The 13,750-nt window shown below is 51.1% G+C and carries 14 protein-coding genes, 1 tRNA gene and 1 pseudogene; 10 read left to right on the top strand and 6 right to left on the bottom strand.

Annotated elements, in window-relative coordinates:
- Positions 1-13: 13 nt before the first annotated feature.
- Both ACZ5BW_RS10190 and ACZ5BW_RS10185 read right to left on the bottom strand, forming a co-directional pair.
- Positions 14-2,905 carry an SNF2-related protein gene (locus tag ACZ5BW_RS10190; protein WP_464539552.1) on the bottom strand — a complete coding sequence of 964 codons (2,892 nt, stop codon included), beginning with the start codon at positions 2,903-2,905 and terminating at the stop codon, positions 14-16.
- Positions 2,902-3,066, bottom strand: coding sequence for a helix-turn-helix domain-containing protein (locus tag ACZ5BW_RS10185; RefSeq protein ID WP_464539549.1), 165 nt, complete (start codon positions 3,064-3,066; stop codon positions 2,902-2,904). The genes ACZ5BW_RS10190 and ACZ5BW_RS10185 overlap by 4 nt, the downstream gene beginning before the upstream one ends.
- Positions 3,067-3,380: 314 nt before the next feature.
- Between ACZ5BW_RS10185 and ACZ5BW_RS10180 the strand changes: the two genes are divergently transcribed.
- Positions 3,381-3,656, top strand: a complete 276-nt coding sequence (locus ACZ5BW_RS10180) for a type II toxin-antitoxin system RelE/ParE family toxin (RefSeq protein WP_464539547.1) — start codon at positions 3,381-3,383, stop codon at positions 3,654-3,656.
- A gap of 26 nt (positions 3,657-3,682) precedes the next feature.
- On the top strand, positions 3,683-3,985 hold the full coding sequence (locus tag ACZ5BW_RS10175) for a HigA family addiction module antitoxin (protein ID WP_464539545.1): 303 nt from the start codon (positions 3,683-3,685) through the stop codon (positions 3,983-3,985).
- A 36-nt stretch (positions 3,986-4,021) separates the two neighbouring features.
- Here the strand turns inward: ACZ5BW_RS10175 and ACZ5BW_RS10170 are convergent.
- Both ACZ5BW_RS10170 and ACZ5BW_RS10165 read right to left on the bottom strand, forming a co-directional pair.
- Positions 4,022-4,263: pseudogene (locus ACZ5BW_RS10170) on the bottom strand (IS5/IS1182 family transposase); the annotation flags it as partial.
- Positions 4,264-4,317: 54 nt separating this feature from the next.
- The gene (locus ACZ5BW_RS10165) at positions 4,318-4,611 is read right to left on the bottom strand and encodes a type II toxin-antitoxin system RelE/ParE family toxin (protein ID WP_464539543.1); all 294 of its coding nucleotides are present in this window, start codon (positions 4,609-4,611) and stop codon (positions 4,318-4,320) included.
- Between the two features lie 76 nt (positions 4,612-4,687).
- Between ACZ5BW_RS10165 and ACZ5BW_RS10160 the strand changes: the two genes are divergently transcribed.
- Positions 4,688-5,445 (top strand): IS5 family transposase gene (locus ACZ5BW_RS10160; protein ID WP_464539541.1). Its coding sequence is split into 2 segments (ribosomal slippage): positions 4,688-5,006 and positions 5,006-5,445, totalling 759 coding nucleotides; the frame shifts between segments, so codons are not numbered across the junction.
- A gap of 12 nt (positions 5,446-5,457) precedes the next feature.
- Here ACZ5BW_RS10160 and ACZ5BW_RS10155 read toward each other — a convergent pair.
- Together ACZ5BW_RS10155 and ACZ5BW_RS10150 are read right to left on the bottom strand one after the other, a co-directional pair.
- Positions 5,458-5,700, bottom strand: coding sequence for a type II toxin-antitoxin system ParD family antitoxin (locus ACZ5BW_RS10155; RefSeq protein WP_464539539.1), 243 nt, complete (start codon positions 5,698-5,700; stop codon positions 5,458-5,460).
- A 125-nt stretch (positions 5,701-5,825) separates the two neighbouring features.
- Entirely contained in the window at positions 5,826-6,365 is a 540-nt protein-coding gene (locus ACZ5BW_RS10150; RefSeq protein ID WP_464539537.1) for a hypothetical protein, read from the bottom strand.
- Between the two features lie 296 nt (positions 6,366-6,661).
- Here ACZ5BW_RS10150 and ACZ5BW_RS10145 point away from each other — a divergent pair, with 296 nt between their 5' ends.
- The 7 genes from ACZ5BW_RS10145 to ACZ5BW_RS10115 all read left to right on the top strand — a co-directional run bounded on the left by ACZ5BW_RS10145 (position 6,662) and on the right by ACZ5BW_RS10115 (position 13,645).
- A complete protein-coding gene (locus ACZ5BW_RS10145) occupies positions 6,662-8,446 on the top strand; it encodes a glycoside hydrolase family 2 protein (RefSeq protein ID WP_464539535.1) in 1,785 nt (594 codons plus the stop codon).
- Complete coding sequence (gene galT / locus ACZ5BW_RS10140) at positions 8,447-9,529, top strand: galactose-1-phosphate uridylyltransferase (protein ID WP_464539532.1); 1,083 nt, start codon at positions 8,447-8,449, stop codon at positions 9,527-9,529.
- 97 nt (positions 9,530-9,626) lie between these two features.
- The gene (gene galK, locus ACZ5BW_RS10135) at positions 9,627-10,718 is read left to right on the top strand and encodes a galactokinase (protein ID WP_464539530.1); all 1,092 of its coding nucleotides are present in this window, start codon (positions 9,627-9,629) and stop codon (positions 10,716-10,718) included.
- A 39-nt stretch (positions 10,719-10,757) separates the two neighbouring features.
- The gene (locus ACZ5BW_RS10130) at positions 10,758-11,792 is read left to right on the top strand and encodes a zinc-dependent alcohol dehydrogenase family protein (protein ID WP_464539527.1); all 1,035 of its coding nucleotides are present in this window, start codon (positions 10,758-10,760) and stop codon (positions 11,790-11,792) included.
- 241 nt (positions 11,793-12,033) lie between these two features.
- Positions 12,034-12,110, top strand: a tRNA-Arg gene (locus ACZ5BW_RS10125).
- A gap of 515 nt (positions 12,111-12,625) precedes the next feature.
- Positions 12,626-12,760, top strand: coding sequence for a type II toxin-antitoxin system HicB family antitoxin (locus tag ACZ5BW_RS10120; RefSeq protein WP_464539523.1), 135 nt, complete (start codon positions 12,626-12,628; stop codon positions 12,758-12,760).
- 138 nt (positions 12,761-12,898) lie between these two features.
- The gene (locus tag ACZ5BW_RS10115) at positions 12,899-13,645 is read left to right on the top strand and encodes a DUF1828 domain-containing protein (protein ID WP_464539521.1); all 747 of its coding nucleotides are present in this window, start codon (positions 12,899-12,901) and stop codon (positions 13,643-13,645) included.
- The last annotated feature ends 105 nt before the right edge of the window (positions 13,646-13,750 follow it).

Below are 13,750 nucleotides of genomic sequence, written 5' to 3'. Positions count from 1 at the left end.
TCCTCAGTTTCCTTTACGCCACTTTCCAGCGGATCGTAAATAAATCTTGTATACCGGTTTTCTGTTTTAGTTTCTGCTCTAAAGCCGCAATAAGATCATCGCGCTTTTCGATAATCTCATCTTCGACTTCAAAAATTTCCTGTCTCTGGCGGCGCTGAAGGACTTCCAGTTCTCGTATTTCGGTCTGAAGGCGCTGCTGATCGTCAATGGAGGCCGCAAGCCGGGATTCACGCTTGATGGAGCGCAGACGGTTCTTGGTATCCGACAGCGCTTGCTCTGCGGCAAAAACCTTGTCATCTGCCCATTTTTCTAGCTTCTCCCGTTCTTCTTGGAAGAAGCGGTTATTGGCTTCGATAATCTCGCTGATTTGTGCATCAACATTACATTTGGTGTTAACCAATAAAACTTCAGGGGCGTTGTCGTTTACGGGCTTTGGGGTTGATGAAGACTCACAGCCGAAAAGCTTTTCGCAGGTTTCTTTATCAAGCGTTTGGCCCTTATCGGTTTGGGCCGTAAAAACCAGATATTCTTCTGTTTGCAGTGCCTCGACACGAACAAGACGCAGGTTAAGCCACCCCGATTTACCTTTGAGCTGTTCCACGGCAGAAATTTTCGTCGGGTGTCCACTGTACGAGAACACTACTTCCGCAGCAGGTGTATTGCAGTCTGCGCCTTGTTGCAGGACGAATTCTCCAAGCGAATGAGTCAGGCGGTAGGTATGCGCGTTCTCGATGGAAGCTGCGCCCTGCTTCTTTACGAGTTGATACTTGCCGACAGGAACGGAAGGCGCAATCTGCTGATTCAGTTGGAAGGCGTATTTTTCATCTTCAAACGCAGCTTTGCCTTCAAGGATATGCTTGGTTAGTCGCCAAAACCAGCGCCCAACCTTATCCAGGCGCTCTTCCGCCTGATCCAGCTTGATTTTTAAAAGATCGTGAATGTCTTCGTCAAAATTCTCGATCAAAATCTGCTGCGTTAACCTTATCTTTTCATTGATATGCTCTTCCAGCTCCCTTTGTAGGTCTGTAAACGCTTTTTCAATCGCATTAGGGGAACGGCAGGTATCATAAATCTCGGAAATCCTTTTCTCAAAATCTATGCCGCTTTCAATCCGCCCTAAGAGCTCATCCGAAGCGCCGAATACCCCGTTGAATAAGTTGAATTTCTCGCTCAGTAATTCAAGGACGCGCTGATCTGCTTGGTTCCGTTCATTCAGGAAGTTAATTACCACCACATCAAATTTCTGACCATAGCGATGGCAACGGCCAATCCTTTGTTCAATCCGTTGCGGATTCCAAGGAAGATCATAATTTATAATAAGGGCGCAAAACTGTAAGTTCACGCCCTCTGCGGCGGCTTCAGTCGCAATCAGGATTTCAGCATGGTTTTTGAAGTGGTCGATCAGGGCAGTGCGGCGATCCACTTGTGAGGAGCCACTTATTTTGTCCGAACCTTGATATTCGGCTACCCATTTTTTATATATGTCGTTAGCTTCTTGCCCGCTATTCGTACCGCTAAAAGATACGATCTTCCCGAAATGGCCATTGGCTTGAAGAAATGCCGATAGATACTCTTGTGTGCGACGGGACTCGGTAAAGATAATCGCTTTGCGCGGGGCGGGCTCTCCGGTTTTCGGATCAACCATATCTGCCATGCGCTGAAAGCCTATTTCAAGCGCCTTTAGAAGCGCGGAAGCCTTTGTATCGTTCCCAATGCCCTTGGCTTTTTCAATGAGCATATCAATAAGAGCAATTTCAGCTTCTATTTTTTCTTTTGCCTTCTCTTGTTCAGGCTGCTCCAAAAGCTCCAGCTGGTCTTCGTCTGCGCTATCTTCCTCAAGGTAATTTGTCTCAAGGTCGTCGTCCTCGATAAGGTCATCCAGAAACTTTTCGTCATTCTGAGGCAGATCGTCCTTAAGACCTATCAAGCGCTGCTTAATAGTCTCCATTGTATTGACGATGGCGTGAGAGGACGAAGCCAGCAGCTTTCTGATGATTAGAGCCGTTAAATGCCTATGCCGCTTTGGGAGAGCAAAGGTATCCTCATTCGCCAAAAAGTCAGAAATCGCTTCATATAGACCCTGTTCTTTATCTGTCGGCATAAAGGGAACAGTGATAGCCTTGCGCTCAGTGTAGCGGATATACTCAAGAACATTCCGCCTGAGTGTCCGCTTCACAAAATGGGAGAGCCTCTCCCGCAGTTCAGGTATTGAGCTGTCACTCGACATGAATTGCTTTCTGAAAGACTTATCATCCCCGAAAAGATGTTCATCTATCAGCGTGGAAAGGCCATACAGCTCAATTAAGCTGTTTTGCAAAGGTGTGGCGGTAAGAAGAAGCTTATTTCTTCCTTCAAATATCCTCTTGAGCGTCTGCCCAATCTTACTGCTTTGCCTGTGAGCGTTTCTAAGTTTATGGGCTTCATCAATAACGACCAAATCCCACGGAACGGAAATAAAGCTCTCTTCAAGTCGTAATGGAAAATGGTAGGAAACAATCGTTATCTTCCCTGATAGCAGGGGATTGTATATCCCTTGCTTCTGGAATTTCTTGAAGGTCGTAGTATCAAGAATCTGAGTTGGAAGATTAAATTTTTCTTGAAGTTCGGTCGCCCATTGTTTGCGTAAAGACGCGGGGCAGATAATGAGAAGATTGCGTTTTCTTTCGGCCCATAGCTGGCAGAGGACAAGCGCTGCCTCGATAGTTTTTCCCAATCCAACTTCATCAGCAAGAACAACACCCTTCGACAAAGGACTGCGTAGGGCAAAAAGTGATGCTTCAATTTGATGCGGATTAAGATCAACGGAAGCATCAAACAGTGAACGCGAGATACGATTTACCGACGATGACGAATGTTTAGCCGTCAATTCATGCGCGTAATATTTTGCATGGTAGTCTGTAATCACGTTGCGTCCGCCTCTTGTTTCTTAATCCACTTATCAATTTCGCTTTTACGGAAGCGCCAAGAACCGCCGACCTTAAAGCCGGGGACAGCGCCTTCGGCTGCAAGGCGGTAAAGTGTCTTTTCTGCCATCTTGAGATAAGCAGCCAATTCACGAATGGTCATTACGCGTTTGCACAGAATGCCCTTGCAACTGCTTGAATGAAGAGAAAATAGGAGAAAAGCGGGGAAGTGACAAGCGATTGAATACTTAGAATTAGCGTTGTGGCTCTTTATCCTGCCCTTTGTCTTGTGCGTGGGATTGCTGGTTGTCTTCTGATCTCTAGATTTCTGCGCCTCTTAGCCTTTCGGCCATAGAACGGTCAAGGCTCAGGTAGTGGGCAGTGTGTTCCAAAACCATTATCCCTTTATTTTAGCTACTTTATTCAATAATATTGACGATTGACGTAATGCGTCAATATGTGATAAGGTTAATAAGAATGATAAAGCGTTTTAAGTGTCGAAAAACAGAGCGTCTATTTGAAGGCCAGCATGTAGCCGCATTTTCAGGTTTTAAGCGCCAAGCGGAGAAGCGCCTTAGAATACTGGATGCTGCCGATACACTTGAAGCGCTGGCTGCTTTACCCAGTAACCGCTTTGAGCGCTTGTCCGGTGACAGGGTGGGACAATACAGCATCCGCGTTAATCAACAATGGCGTGTGTGTTTTACATGGGACGAAGGTGCCAACGATGTGGAAATCGTGGATTATCACTAAGTGGATATAGAGAAAGGTAATGGAACATGACGAGAGAAGCTATTCACCCCGGCGAATTTCTTGCTGATGAATTGGAAGAAATCGGTATGACGCGAACAGAGCTTGCGCGGCAAATCGATGTGCCTGCAAATCGTATCTCGCAGCTTATTCGTGGCAAACGCGACTTAACAGCAGATACGGCTCTACGTTTAGGACGGTTCTTCGGCACCGGCCCGGAACTATGGTTGAACCTGCAAAAAACCTATGAGCTTGATAAGGCGAGAACAGAACTGGGTATAAAAATCCAGAAAATCAATCCGTGGAAACCACAGGAAGAAGTCCATATTTGATATTCGGTATTTAGTCAGCCCTGAACAATTTGATTTTCAGGAACAGGCTGCTATAAGCTGGTGCCCATCTCTGTCATCATTCGCTGTTTGCGCCTGCAGCCGAACGAGAATCAGGGCGAGAAGAAGCCGCAGCTTCCTCAGAATCATGCGCAGGTTGTGCCGCAACCACAGAGCAAGGCATGGAAGGCGTCGCCTTGTGCGCCTTTCAACCAATTTCTGCGCAGCCGCCCGTCATTTTTCATGTGCCCGATCGCAGGCTCAATGGCGCTGCGCCGCCGAAATCCTGTAGCTTTCGACGGCAATAGAATCAGAACCGTTAACGGAAAGCAGAACTATAAATGCTGTTCGATATCCATCCGGCCGTGCAGGATGCGGACAATCTCGATCCGTTCTTTTCCGGTGTGACGGTAAAAAATCACATGCTTACCGACCCCGTATTTGAAATAACCTTCCCGGATATCATCGCATCCCCGACCCAGACCGGGTTTGTCCGCCAGATCATGAAAGGTGCTGTCAAGCTGGGTCAGGTAGTGTCTCTGCTGGGTCTTTCCCCATTGCTTGCGCGTGTAACGGCCAATGGCAAGCAAGTCGTCCCTGGCTTTCTGTGTGAGGATGAACGTCCCCATCTAGGCTCAGGACCTATTGATTTTGGGATTCACGGAAGTGAGCGGATGTGATTCACTTATGTCAGGAGGAGTTGCCATGAGTGATCTTTTTATGCTGTCAGAGAAACAATTCAACCGCATAAAGCCTTATTTTCCCTTGTCCCATGGGGTGGCGCGTGTGGATGATTTGCGGGTGATCAGCGGGATTATTTACGTGATAAAGAACGGCCTGCAATGGAAGGACGCTCCCAAAAGCTACGGCCCGCACAAGACGCTCTACAATCGCTTCATGCGCTGGAGCAAGATGGGTATATTCAACCGCATTTTTGCGGAACTGGCTGGCAAAGAGGAAACGCCGGATCGGCTGATGATTGACGCCACACATCTGAAGGCGCACCGTACGGCAGCCAGCCTTTTAAAAAAGGAGATGTTCCCCGCCGTATCGGTCGCACCAAGGGCGGCTTGAATTCAAAACTCCATGCCGTGTGCGACAGCATGGGCAAGCCTGTTGTCCTGCTGCTCTCCGAAGGGCAGATGAGCGATTACAAGGGTGCGGCCCTATTGTTGCCTGTTCTACCCAAGGCAAAAGAGTTGCTGGGGGATCGCGGCTATGATGCTGACTGGTTCAGGGCAGCCCTCAGAGAAAAGGGTATTACGCCCTGCATTCCCCCGAAGAAGAACCGTAAAACCCAGATCGAATACGACAGGGAACTCTACAAGCAACGCCACAAGGTAGAAAATATGTTCGCCAGGCTCAAGGACTGGCGACGCATCGCCATGCGTTATGACCGTTGCGCCCACACCTTCTTCTCCGCCATCTGTATCGCCGCTACCGTCATCTTCTATCTCAATTAATGAGTCCTGAGCCTAGTCTTCGCTTTCCAGTTCATCCAGTATGTTTTGCAGGGAATAATCGGCAAGGCCGCTTTGCTCGCCCTCGGTCAGGGCGCGGCGCAGTGCTTCCAACCTGGCCTCACGTTCTTCCAACAGACGAAGACCGGCGCGTATCGCTTCGCTGGCTGAGCCGTAACGCCCGGATTCAATTTGATGGGCGAGAAACTTCTCGAAATGCTCGCCCAGCGTGACACTGGTATTTTTCTGTACCGGCATGGCTTGCTCCCTGAATCAAAATCCTGATACCTAATTATAATATTTATTGGTATTAAGGGTAATTTAAATATGAAGGCTTCGATGGCTATGCGCCAAGCGAGTATGCGGTATTGAACCGTGCATATCTAGCGCGTCCGGCTGAGCGACCGGCATTCCTGAAATACGGCTTTAATCTGTTTTGGGTCTTTGCCAATGCGCTTGGCCTGTTGCCATTCTGCCAACGTGAAATTACTTGGATCGCGCGCCTGGGATTGCTTCAGTCCTTCTGGCATCGTCCAGCCGTGCTCCAGAAACAATTCTCGGGATAAATCTATTAATTTCCGTTTGGAGAAAGAAAGCCGTACCGCTTTCATTTCCGAAACGTCGATTCGTGACCAGACCGCATGGCAATGACCCAACTCACTTAGTACCAAAGCCAATAAGGTGGTATCCGGCGTGGGTTTTCTGATTTTGCGGCGCTTCTCAACCTGTTCGCCGAGCAAGCGGTCACGAATATATGACCCCAGCAGCTGGGTTCCTGCCATTTCATTAAGCCGTTTACGCTCCTCGATGGTGAAGCGTAGGGAAAACGGAGGCGTATAGCGCCGTTTAGATTTCTTTGGGGAAGGTGCGGCAGCGGTCGAGAATGCCCGAGCTACCGTTTGAACATTGCTGAAGCCGCTCATGGTGACGGCTCCTGATAATACGAAACATTATTCTTGAGATAGTCGTTCCATTCTTCTAGAATTTCCAGAACACGGTTCGAAGTTTCGCACTCCGTCTCCGCCACCCATCAAACTAAAGCAGTCGACGGTGATCAATAGAGGCTAAGAGTTAACCAACCCGGTTGTCGGCAGGACTGCTGCTATCTACTATATTTATCTGATAGTCCCAATTTTATCCAATCAGATATCAGTCATACCTGAGTAGCCGCTCGTCGCAATGATGAGCAAGCAATGCAGCGCTTTAGGAGGAGAATGCATTGAAGTTCGCGCACCCTCGACCGCAGATGCAGCGCTCCAACTGGACTCCACTCAATGGAGCTTGGCGCTTTCGCTACGATAATGCGCGAACTTTCACACATCCATCCCAGATCGAGTCGTGGCCGATGGAAATCATCGTGCCGTTTCCACCCGAATCCGAGGCAAGTGGAATCGGTGACCGCAGTTTTCATTCACTCTGCTGGTATGAGCGGGATTTCGATTGGGAGTCATCTGCTTCCGATAGGGTGATCCTGCATTTCGGCGCCGTCGACTACTCGGCAAAGGTATGGGTTAACGATCGTTTTGCTGCCAGTCACGAAGGAGGACATACGCCATTCTGGGGCGACATCACCCCTCTGCTCGATCCGTCCGGAAAACAGAAGGTGACGGTACAGGTGGAGGACGATCCGCACGAGCTGGCCAAGCCGCGTGGAAAGCAGGATTGGCAGCTCGAACCTCATGCCATCTGGTATCCCCGTACCACTGGTATCTGGCAGACAGTCTGGATCGAGCGGGTGCCCAAAAATTACATTGAAAAGATTCGGTGGACGCCCCAGGTCGAGATATACGCGATAGGCTTCGAAGCGCGCGTAATAGGAGAAGAGGCAGACGAACTGGCAGTAGACGTATGTTTGCGCCATGGGGATGAGTTACTTGCACATGATCGCTATCGCGTGGTCGAACGGGAAGTGGATCGCGTAATCATACTGTCTGACCCTGGAATTGATGATTTTCGTAATGAGTTGCTGTGGAGCCCGGAACGTCCCACATTGATCGATGCAGTGGTACGGCTTATGCGGGGCGAGGAGGTGGTGGACGAGTTCGCATCATACACTGCCATGCGTTCGGTCAACATCTTGCGCGATCGCTTCATGCTGAACGGCCGGCCCTATATGCTGAGGCTCGTGCTTGACCAAGGCTACTGGCCGGAGACGCTACTAGCTGCGCCGAGTGACGATGCGCTGCGTCGCGATGTGGAACTTGCAAAGGCGATGGGCTTCAACGGAGTGCGCAAGCATCAAAAGATAGAGGACCCGCGCTATCTCTATTGGGCGGATAAGCTCGGGCTGATGGTATGGGAAGAAATGCCTTCCGCATATCGTTTCACCCGCAGCGCTATAAAGAGGACGGTGCGGGAATGGACTGAGGCTATCGAGCGGGATTACAGCCATCCTTGCGTCATTGTATGGGTAACTTTCAATGAATCCTGGGGAGTACCCGAACTTACCGCAGTGGGTAAACAGCGGCACGCGGTCGAAGCGTTGTATCACTTGACGAAAACACTGGATGCGACGCGGCCGGTAATCGGCAACGATGGATGGGAAAGCAGCGCCACGGACATCATCGGCATTCACGATTATGACGCCAACGTTGAACACCTGCGTCAGCGTTATGGCGCCGAGATACAGCCTGAACAGCTGTTCGACCGGCGGCGTCCGGGTGGGCGAATTCTAACCCTTGACGGCTACCCGCACAGGGGCCAGCCGATCATGTTAAGCGAGTTCGGAGGGATTGCTTTCGCCAAGTGCCCGCAACCAGGCGTCAAACACACCTGGGGCTACACGATGGCACGAGACGAAGAGGAATTTGCGCGCATGTATACCAAGCTGATGCATGCAGTGATCCACACCGCGCTCTTCAGTGGCTTTTGTTATACCCAGTTTGCTGACACCTTTCAGGAAGCAAACGGCCTGCTCTGTGCAGACCGCACTCCCAAGATTCCCCTTGAGCAAATTGCGCGTGCCACGCGCGTCTCACCGACCCATATACTTGGAGGTATTTAGGTGTATTCGCTGGAGCTCATCAAACCGGATGGCCGCCAGCTGACCCTGTATTCGCGTGAGCCGATTAATCCGGATATTGTTGCGCCAAGCCCCTTCGCTGAACCCCTGAATGCGCATCCCCACCTGCGATGGCATCCGTTACGCGGAGAGTGGGTGACGTATGCGGCGTATCGGCAGGGGCGAACCTTCCTGCCTCCACCCGAATATAACCCACTCGGTATAACAACGGATCCGGCTCATCCCACCGAGGTGCCCTCCGGAAACTGGGATGTGGCTGTCTTCGACAACCGCTTCCCGTCCCTGGGGCCAATAGGAGAGCCACCCTTGCTCATCGTCCCCAGTGCGCCGGCCGTAGGGCATTGCGAGGTAGTGGTTTTCACGAAAGATGCCAAAGCTTCGCTCGGTGCCTTGCCGCTCGCTCACATCGAATTATTGATGGAAGTATGGGCAGACCGTACCGCTGTGATGGCGCGGCGGGGAGATATAGCTTACGTATTGCCATTCGAGAACCGGGGTGCAGAGGTTGGTGTAACTCTCCATCATCCGCATGGTCAAATTTACGCCTACCCCCTGGTGCCGCCTGTACCCAGGCGCATGCAGCAGGAGGCGCAACGCTACTATGAAGCGAAAGACAGGGGAGTGCTACAGGATCTCATAACCGGGGAGCGGGAGGCGAGTGTGCGCATGCTTTATGAGGGTGAACACGCCGTTGCCTTCGTCCCGGTATGCGCGCGTTATCCATACGAAGTCTGGGTCGCGCCAGTTGAGCCGGTTGAAAGCTTTGTTCACCTCACACCAGAGCAACGAGCAGACCTGGCGCGGGCATTGAAAACTGTTCTGCTCAAATATGAAGGCCTCTGGCAGAGGCCTTTTCCTTATCTGATGGCATGGTACCAGGCGCCGACCGATGGAAAAGCCCATCCTGAATCGCATTTACATGCCGAGTTCTATCCCCCCTATCGCACTCGTGATCGGCTCAAATATCTCGCAGGTACAGAAATTGCAGCCGGCTTCTTTGCGATGGATGCACTGCCTGAGGAGAAAGCCCGTGAGCTTCAACAGATAGAGGTGGCTGTCGAATGAATATATTTCGCCGTTCTCCCGACAATCGATCTGGAATTCGCTTTGAGGCTCGAAATCGGCGAGACAGGCACTGCGACCGGGATTTTGCGGAGGAGGAGTGAGCAGCTTCGAGGCGATATTTGGAAATCCGCCTGAGGTTGAGGCAGGGGCGCCGGGTCGTGTCAATCTGCTGGGAGAGCATACCGACTATAACGAAGGTTACGTGCTGCCGATTGCGATCGAGCAGCAGACGAGTGTCAGCATGCGCCGCAGCAGCAGGGCCCAGTATGCATTGTATTCGGAAACATTAGATGACATCGTTTACTTTACCCTCGGCAAATCTCCGCAGGAGCATTTCGCCACCTACGTATATGGATGCCTGCTCGAGGCGCAGGCAGCGGGGGTGGAAGTCCCGGTGCTCGACATCTACATTCAATCGAACGTGCCGATGGGAGCAGGCCTCTCCTCCAGCGCAGCGCTTGAGGTAGCTACGCTGCGAGCCCTGCGGGTTCTGACTGGTTTTCCCCTGGATGATGTCCGAATCGCACAACTCGCTCAGCGCGCCGAAATCCAGTACGCAGGAGTGCGTTGTGGCATCATGGATCAGATGGCATCGAGCCTTGCGGGAACCAAGGAGGCCTTATTATTGGACACACGCACGCTTGAGCGCAGGCTGGTTCCTCTGCCGCCGGCTTCGGCTGTGCTGGTGCTAGATTCAGGTGTTGCCCGCACACTTGCGACAAGCGGCTACAATCAGCGCCGGACAGAGTGTGAAGAGGCGGCACGTCAACTTGGAGTGCAATCACTTCGCGACGTCCACGACATTTCACTGGCGGACGCTTTGCCTGAGCCGCTATGCCGTCGGGTGCGCCATATCGTAAGCGAGAATGCACGCGTCCTGCGGGCGGCCGAATGCGATAACGCAGAGGAATTCGGTATACTGATGAACGCATCTCACCTCAGTTTGCGGGACGATTATGAGGTCTCGGTTCCACAACTTGATCAACTGGTAGCGCTGCTCCAGGCTCATCCTGATGTGTATGGAGCGCGGCTGACAGGAGCGGGCTTTGGCGGTGCGTGCGTCGCCTTGTGCAAGCTGGGATTATTGCAGCAAATTTCCGAAGCGGTGCTGCGCGACTATTCGAGCATGGGATTGAAGGGACGCGTCCTCGTGCCGCCACATTCGTGCAATAGGAACACTTTCTCTTAATGACAGGTTCAGCGTCTTGAACTTTCTGCTTTTTTGAGAATGGCTATACAAAACCAAAATGGATTGATGCAGGCAATGGTGCTGGACGCGCCCCGAGAAAAGGTTCAGATACGCTGTATCCCGCGTCCCCAGCCGGGTCCTGATCAATTATTGATCGAGATTGCGGCGTGCGCAGTCTGTCGCACTGACCTGCACGTGGTGGACGGTGAACTTCCTCATCCGAAACTGCCTATCATCCCGGGGCATGAAATCGTTGGACACGTGATTGCACGCGGAGCGGATGTTCGGGATTTTGCGATTGGAGAAAGGATTGGTATTCCCTGGCTGGGATGGACGTGCGGACATTGCCGCTATTGTCTCAGTGGGCGGGAAAATCTGTGCCCGAACGCCAGATTCACCGGTTATCAGATCGACGGCGGTTATGCGGAATATACAGTCGCGGACGCCCGCTATTGTTTTCGCATTCCGGACCATTATAGCGATCCGGAAGCTGCCCCGTTACTATGCGCCGGGTTGATCGGATACCGCGCACTCAAGATGACCGGCAATGCTGCACGGGTAGGTATCTACGGCTTTGGCGCCGCGGCGCACATTGCGGCTCAAATTTTGCATTATCAAGGGCGCAAACTGTTTGCATTTACACGCCCGGGTGATGCGGCAGCGCAGGAATTCGCCGTCAAGATGGGCGCAGCCTGGGCGGGAAGCTCGGATACGATGCCCCCTGAAGAACTCGACGCAGCCATCATCTTTGCCCCGGTAGGAGCCCTTGTGCCTGTTGCTCTGCGCGCTATTTGTCCGGGCGGGATCGTCGTCTGCGGGGGAATTCACATGAGTGACATTCCCACTTTTCCCTATGACATTCTGTGGCGGGAAAAACGCCTGGTTTCCGTTGCCAGCCTTACCCGCCAGGACGCCGAGGAATTTTTAAAGCTGGCACCACAAGTGCCAATCCATGTTACTACCGAATCCTTTCCACTCAGTGAAGCGAATACGGCTTTGACAAGATTGCGGGAAGGGAAATTGACGGGTGCTGCAGTGCTCATTCCGAAAAGAGTAGACGTTTCCCTCTCCTGAGGCAGAATAGAGTTCTGGCGTTATATTGTCCAGCTGTGCTTGCTCCTCTCTTTCACGCATGGACGAAGGGCAGGGGAGAGAACTCATGCAACGGGAAATATCCTGATCATAGGCGCTCTGCCATATCGTTTTCGATTCTGCAATGCAGTTTTCGGAAAAGTGCTTTGACTTGGAAGCGTACCTGTCTGATATAATGATGCACGATACTGGATATGCCAGAGTAGTTACCAGTCATAGCATAGCGCCCGTAGCTCAGTTGGATAGAGTACTTGGCTACGAACCAAGGGGTCGTGGGTTCGAATCCTGCCGGGCGCGCCAATTCATGCGGTTCTTCACAGGACCGCATTTTCTTTTTGTCCGATAGACGCGGTTCTGTCCGATAGATTTTCATTTCAGGCGCCTAACCCGCTCGGGTTTGCGCCGGTAGATGCCTCGGCGGTGCGCACGTCTGCGTGAAGCCGCGCTGATTTGCCCCGTTTACGCCTGTTTTTGTCTCGAAGCGTCCTGCCTCAAGGTGTTCGGTTCGGGGTGTGAGTTCCACCGGCAAGGCGATAGAAGATGTCTTTCCTGAACAGAAAATCCCTGAAGTCATTCTCCTTGACACTGAGCTAAATGACCCGCCTCTAGCTGAAATTATGTGTATAGCTACACACTATGAAAAGCGCAGACATCATCAAGCGATTGGAGAGTGAGGGATGGACCTGGTGGGTCAAGAACTCGGACCACCAATTCAAACTGGCAGGGAAGGGATTGGTAACGGTGAAGCATCCTGACTCAGATATACCAATCGTTGCACAACATTTATCGGCAAGCAGGATGGAAATGGAGATAGTATGAAATTCGCACTGGCTTTACATACAGATGACGGAGTGAAATACGGAGTCAACGTTCCCGATCTTCCAGGCTGTTTTTCTGCGGGAGATACGCTTGATGAGGCAATCGAGATGGCCTGCGCGGTATTCACATGAGCATTACGGGGACAGACGGCTCGCAGCCAGTGAAGATTGGGCCTATGCGAGTTTTCCAAAAGCGGTCGAACGATTTTGCAAAAAATGCAATCTAAAACTTTCTCAAGAACTCAATGATTACTTGAGCTTTGTTTTGAAATGAGCTGCGAACAATTTAAAGAGATCACGGGCATGCAGTGCAACCAGCTCGGTTCAGCTGTGGAAATCTTGACGCCGTTTACTTTTGCTGATGGTAACGGAATCGAGATATTTGCAGAAATATATGTATCTCAAATTCATTTCTTTGACGATGGATTTACTCTCCTTCATTTGCATTCTGCTGGCATTCCGATTGGAGGCAGCAAGCAGAAATGGAGACCGTTGACTTCGATTGCGAATGCTTATGGAGTCACATTATCGGAAGACGGTGTATTTGAGATAATGTGTGATTCCAAAAATCCGGGTAAGGGTTTTGCGAAGATCGTTTCTACTTTGTTAGGTGTTGCAGCATGGGAAAGAGAGCAGGCCGGGGTAGCCATGAGCTCGGCTTGGTTGGTAGATGAAGTGGCTCTATATCTCAAGGCATGGAAACCCAATTCCAAGTTAATTGAGCAACCTTCGATAAAAGGATTTAGCGGACGAATCTTGACTTTTGATTTTGAGCAGGATGGACAATACATTGATGCCGTAAGTCCGCATTTTGCCAGTATCGGCTCAGAGTTGAGAAAAATAGTGGACCTGAACAGCAGTGCAGGAGAAGTTCGGAAAGAAATGCTGGTTATTGTTGATGACCGGCAGAAACCTGAAGCAGCGAAACAGGAAATCAAACTTCTGGGGCGAGTTGCCAAGGCATGGCCATTGACTTCCCTTATTTCGGCTGCCGGTATTCCGGCATCAATCCAGTAGCTCGTTACTTCCCCTGCTTCTCCCCTACCATCCTTACGAGCTTGAATAGCATAATTGTTGCGAATCCGATGATGCGTACCAGAAAATTTCTCATGCGGCCTATTT

The organism is Nitrosospira sp. TNL300 (assembly GCF_055385915.1).
This window is presented reverse-complemented; position numbering and strand designations above follow the sequence as displayed.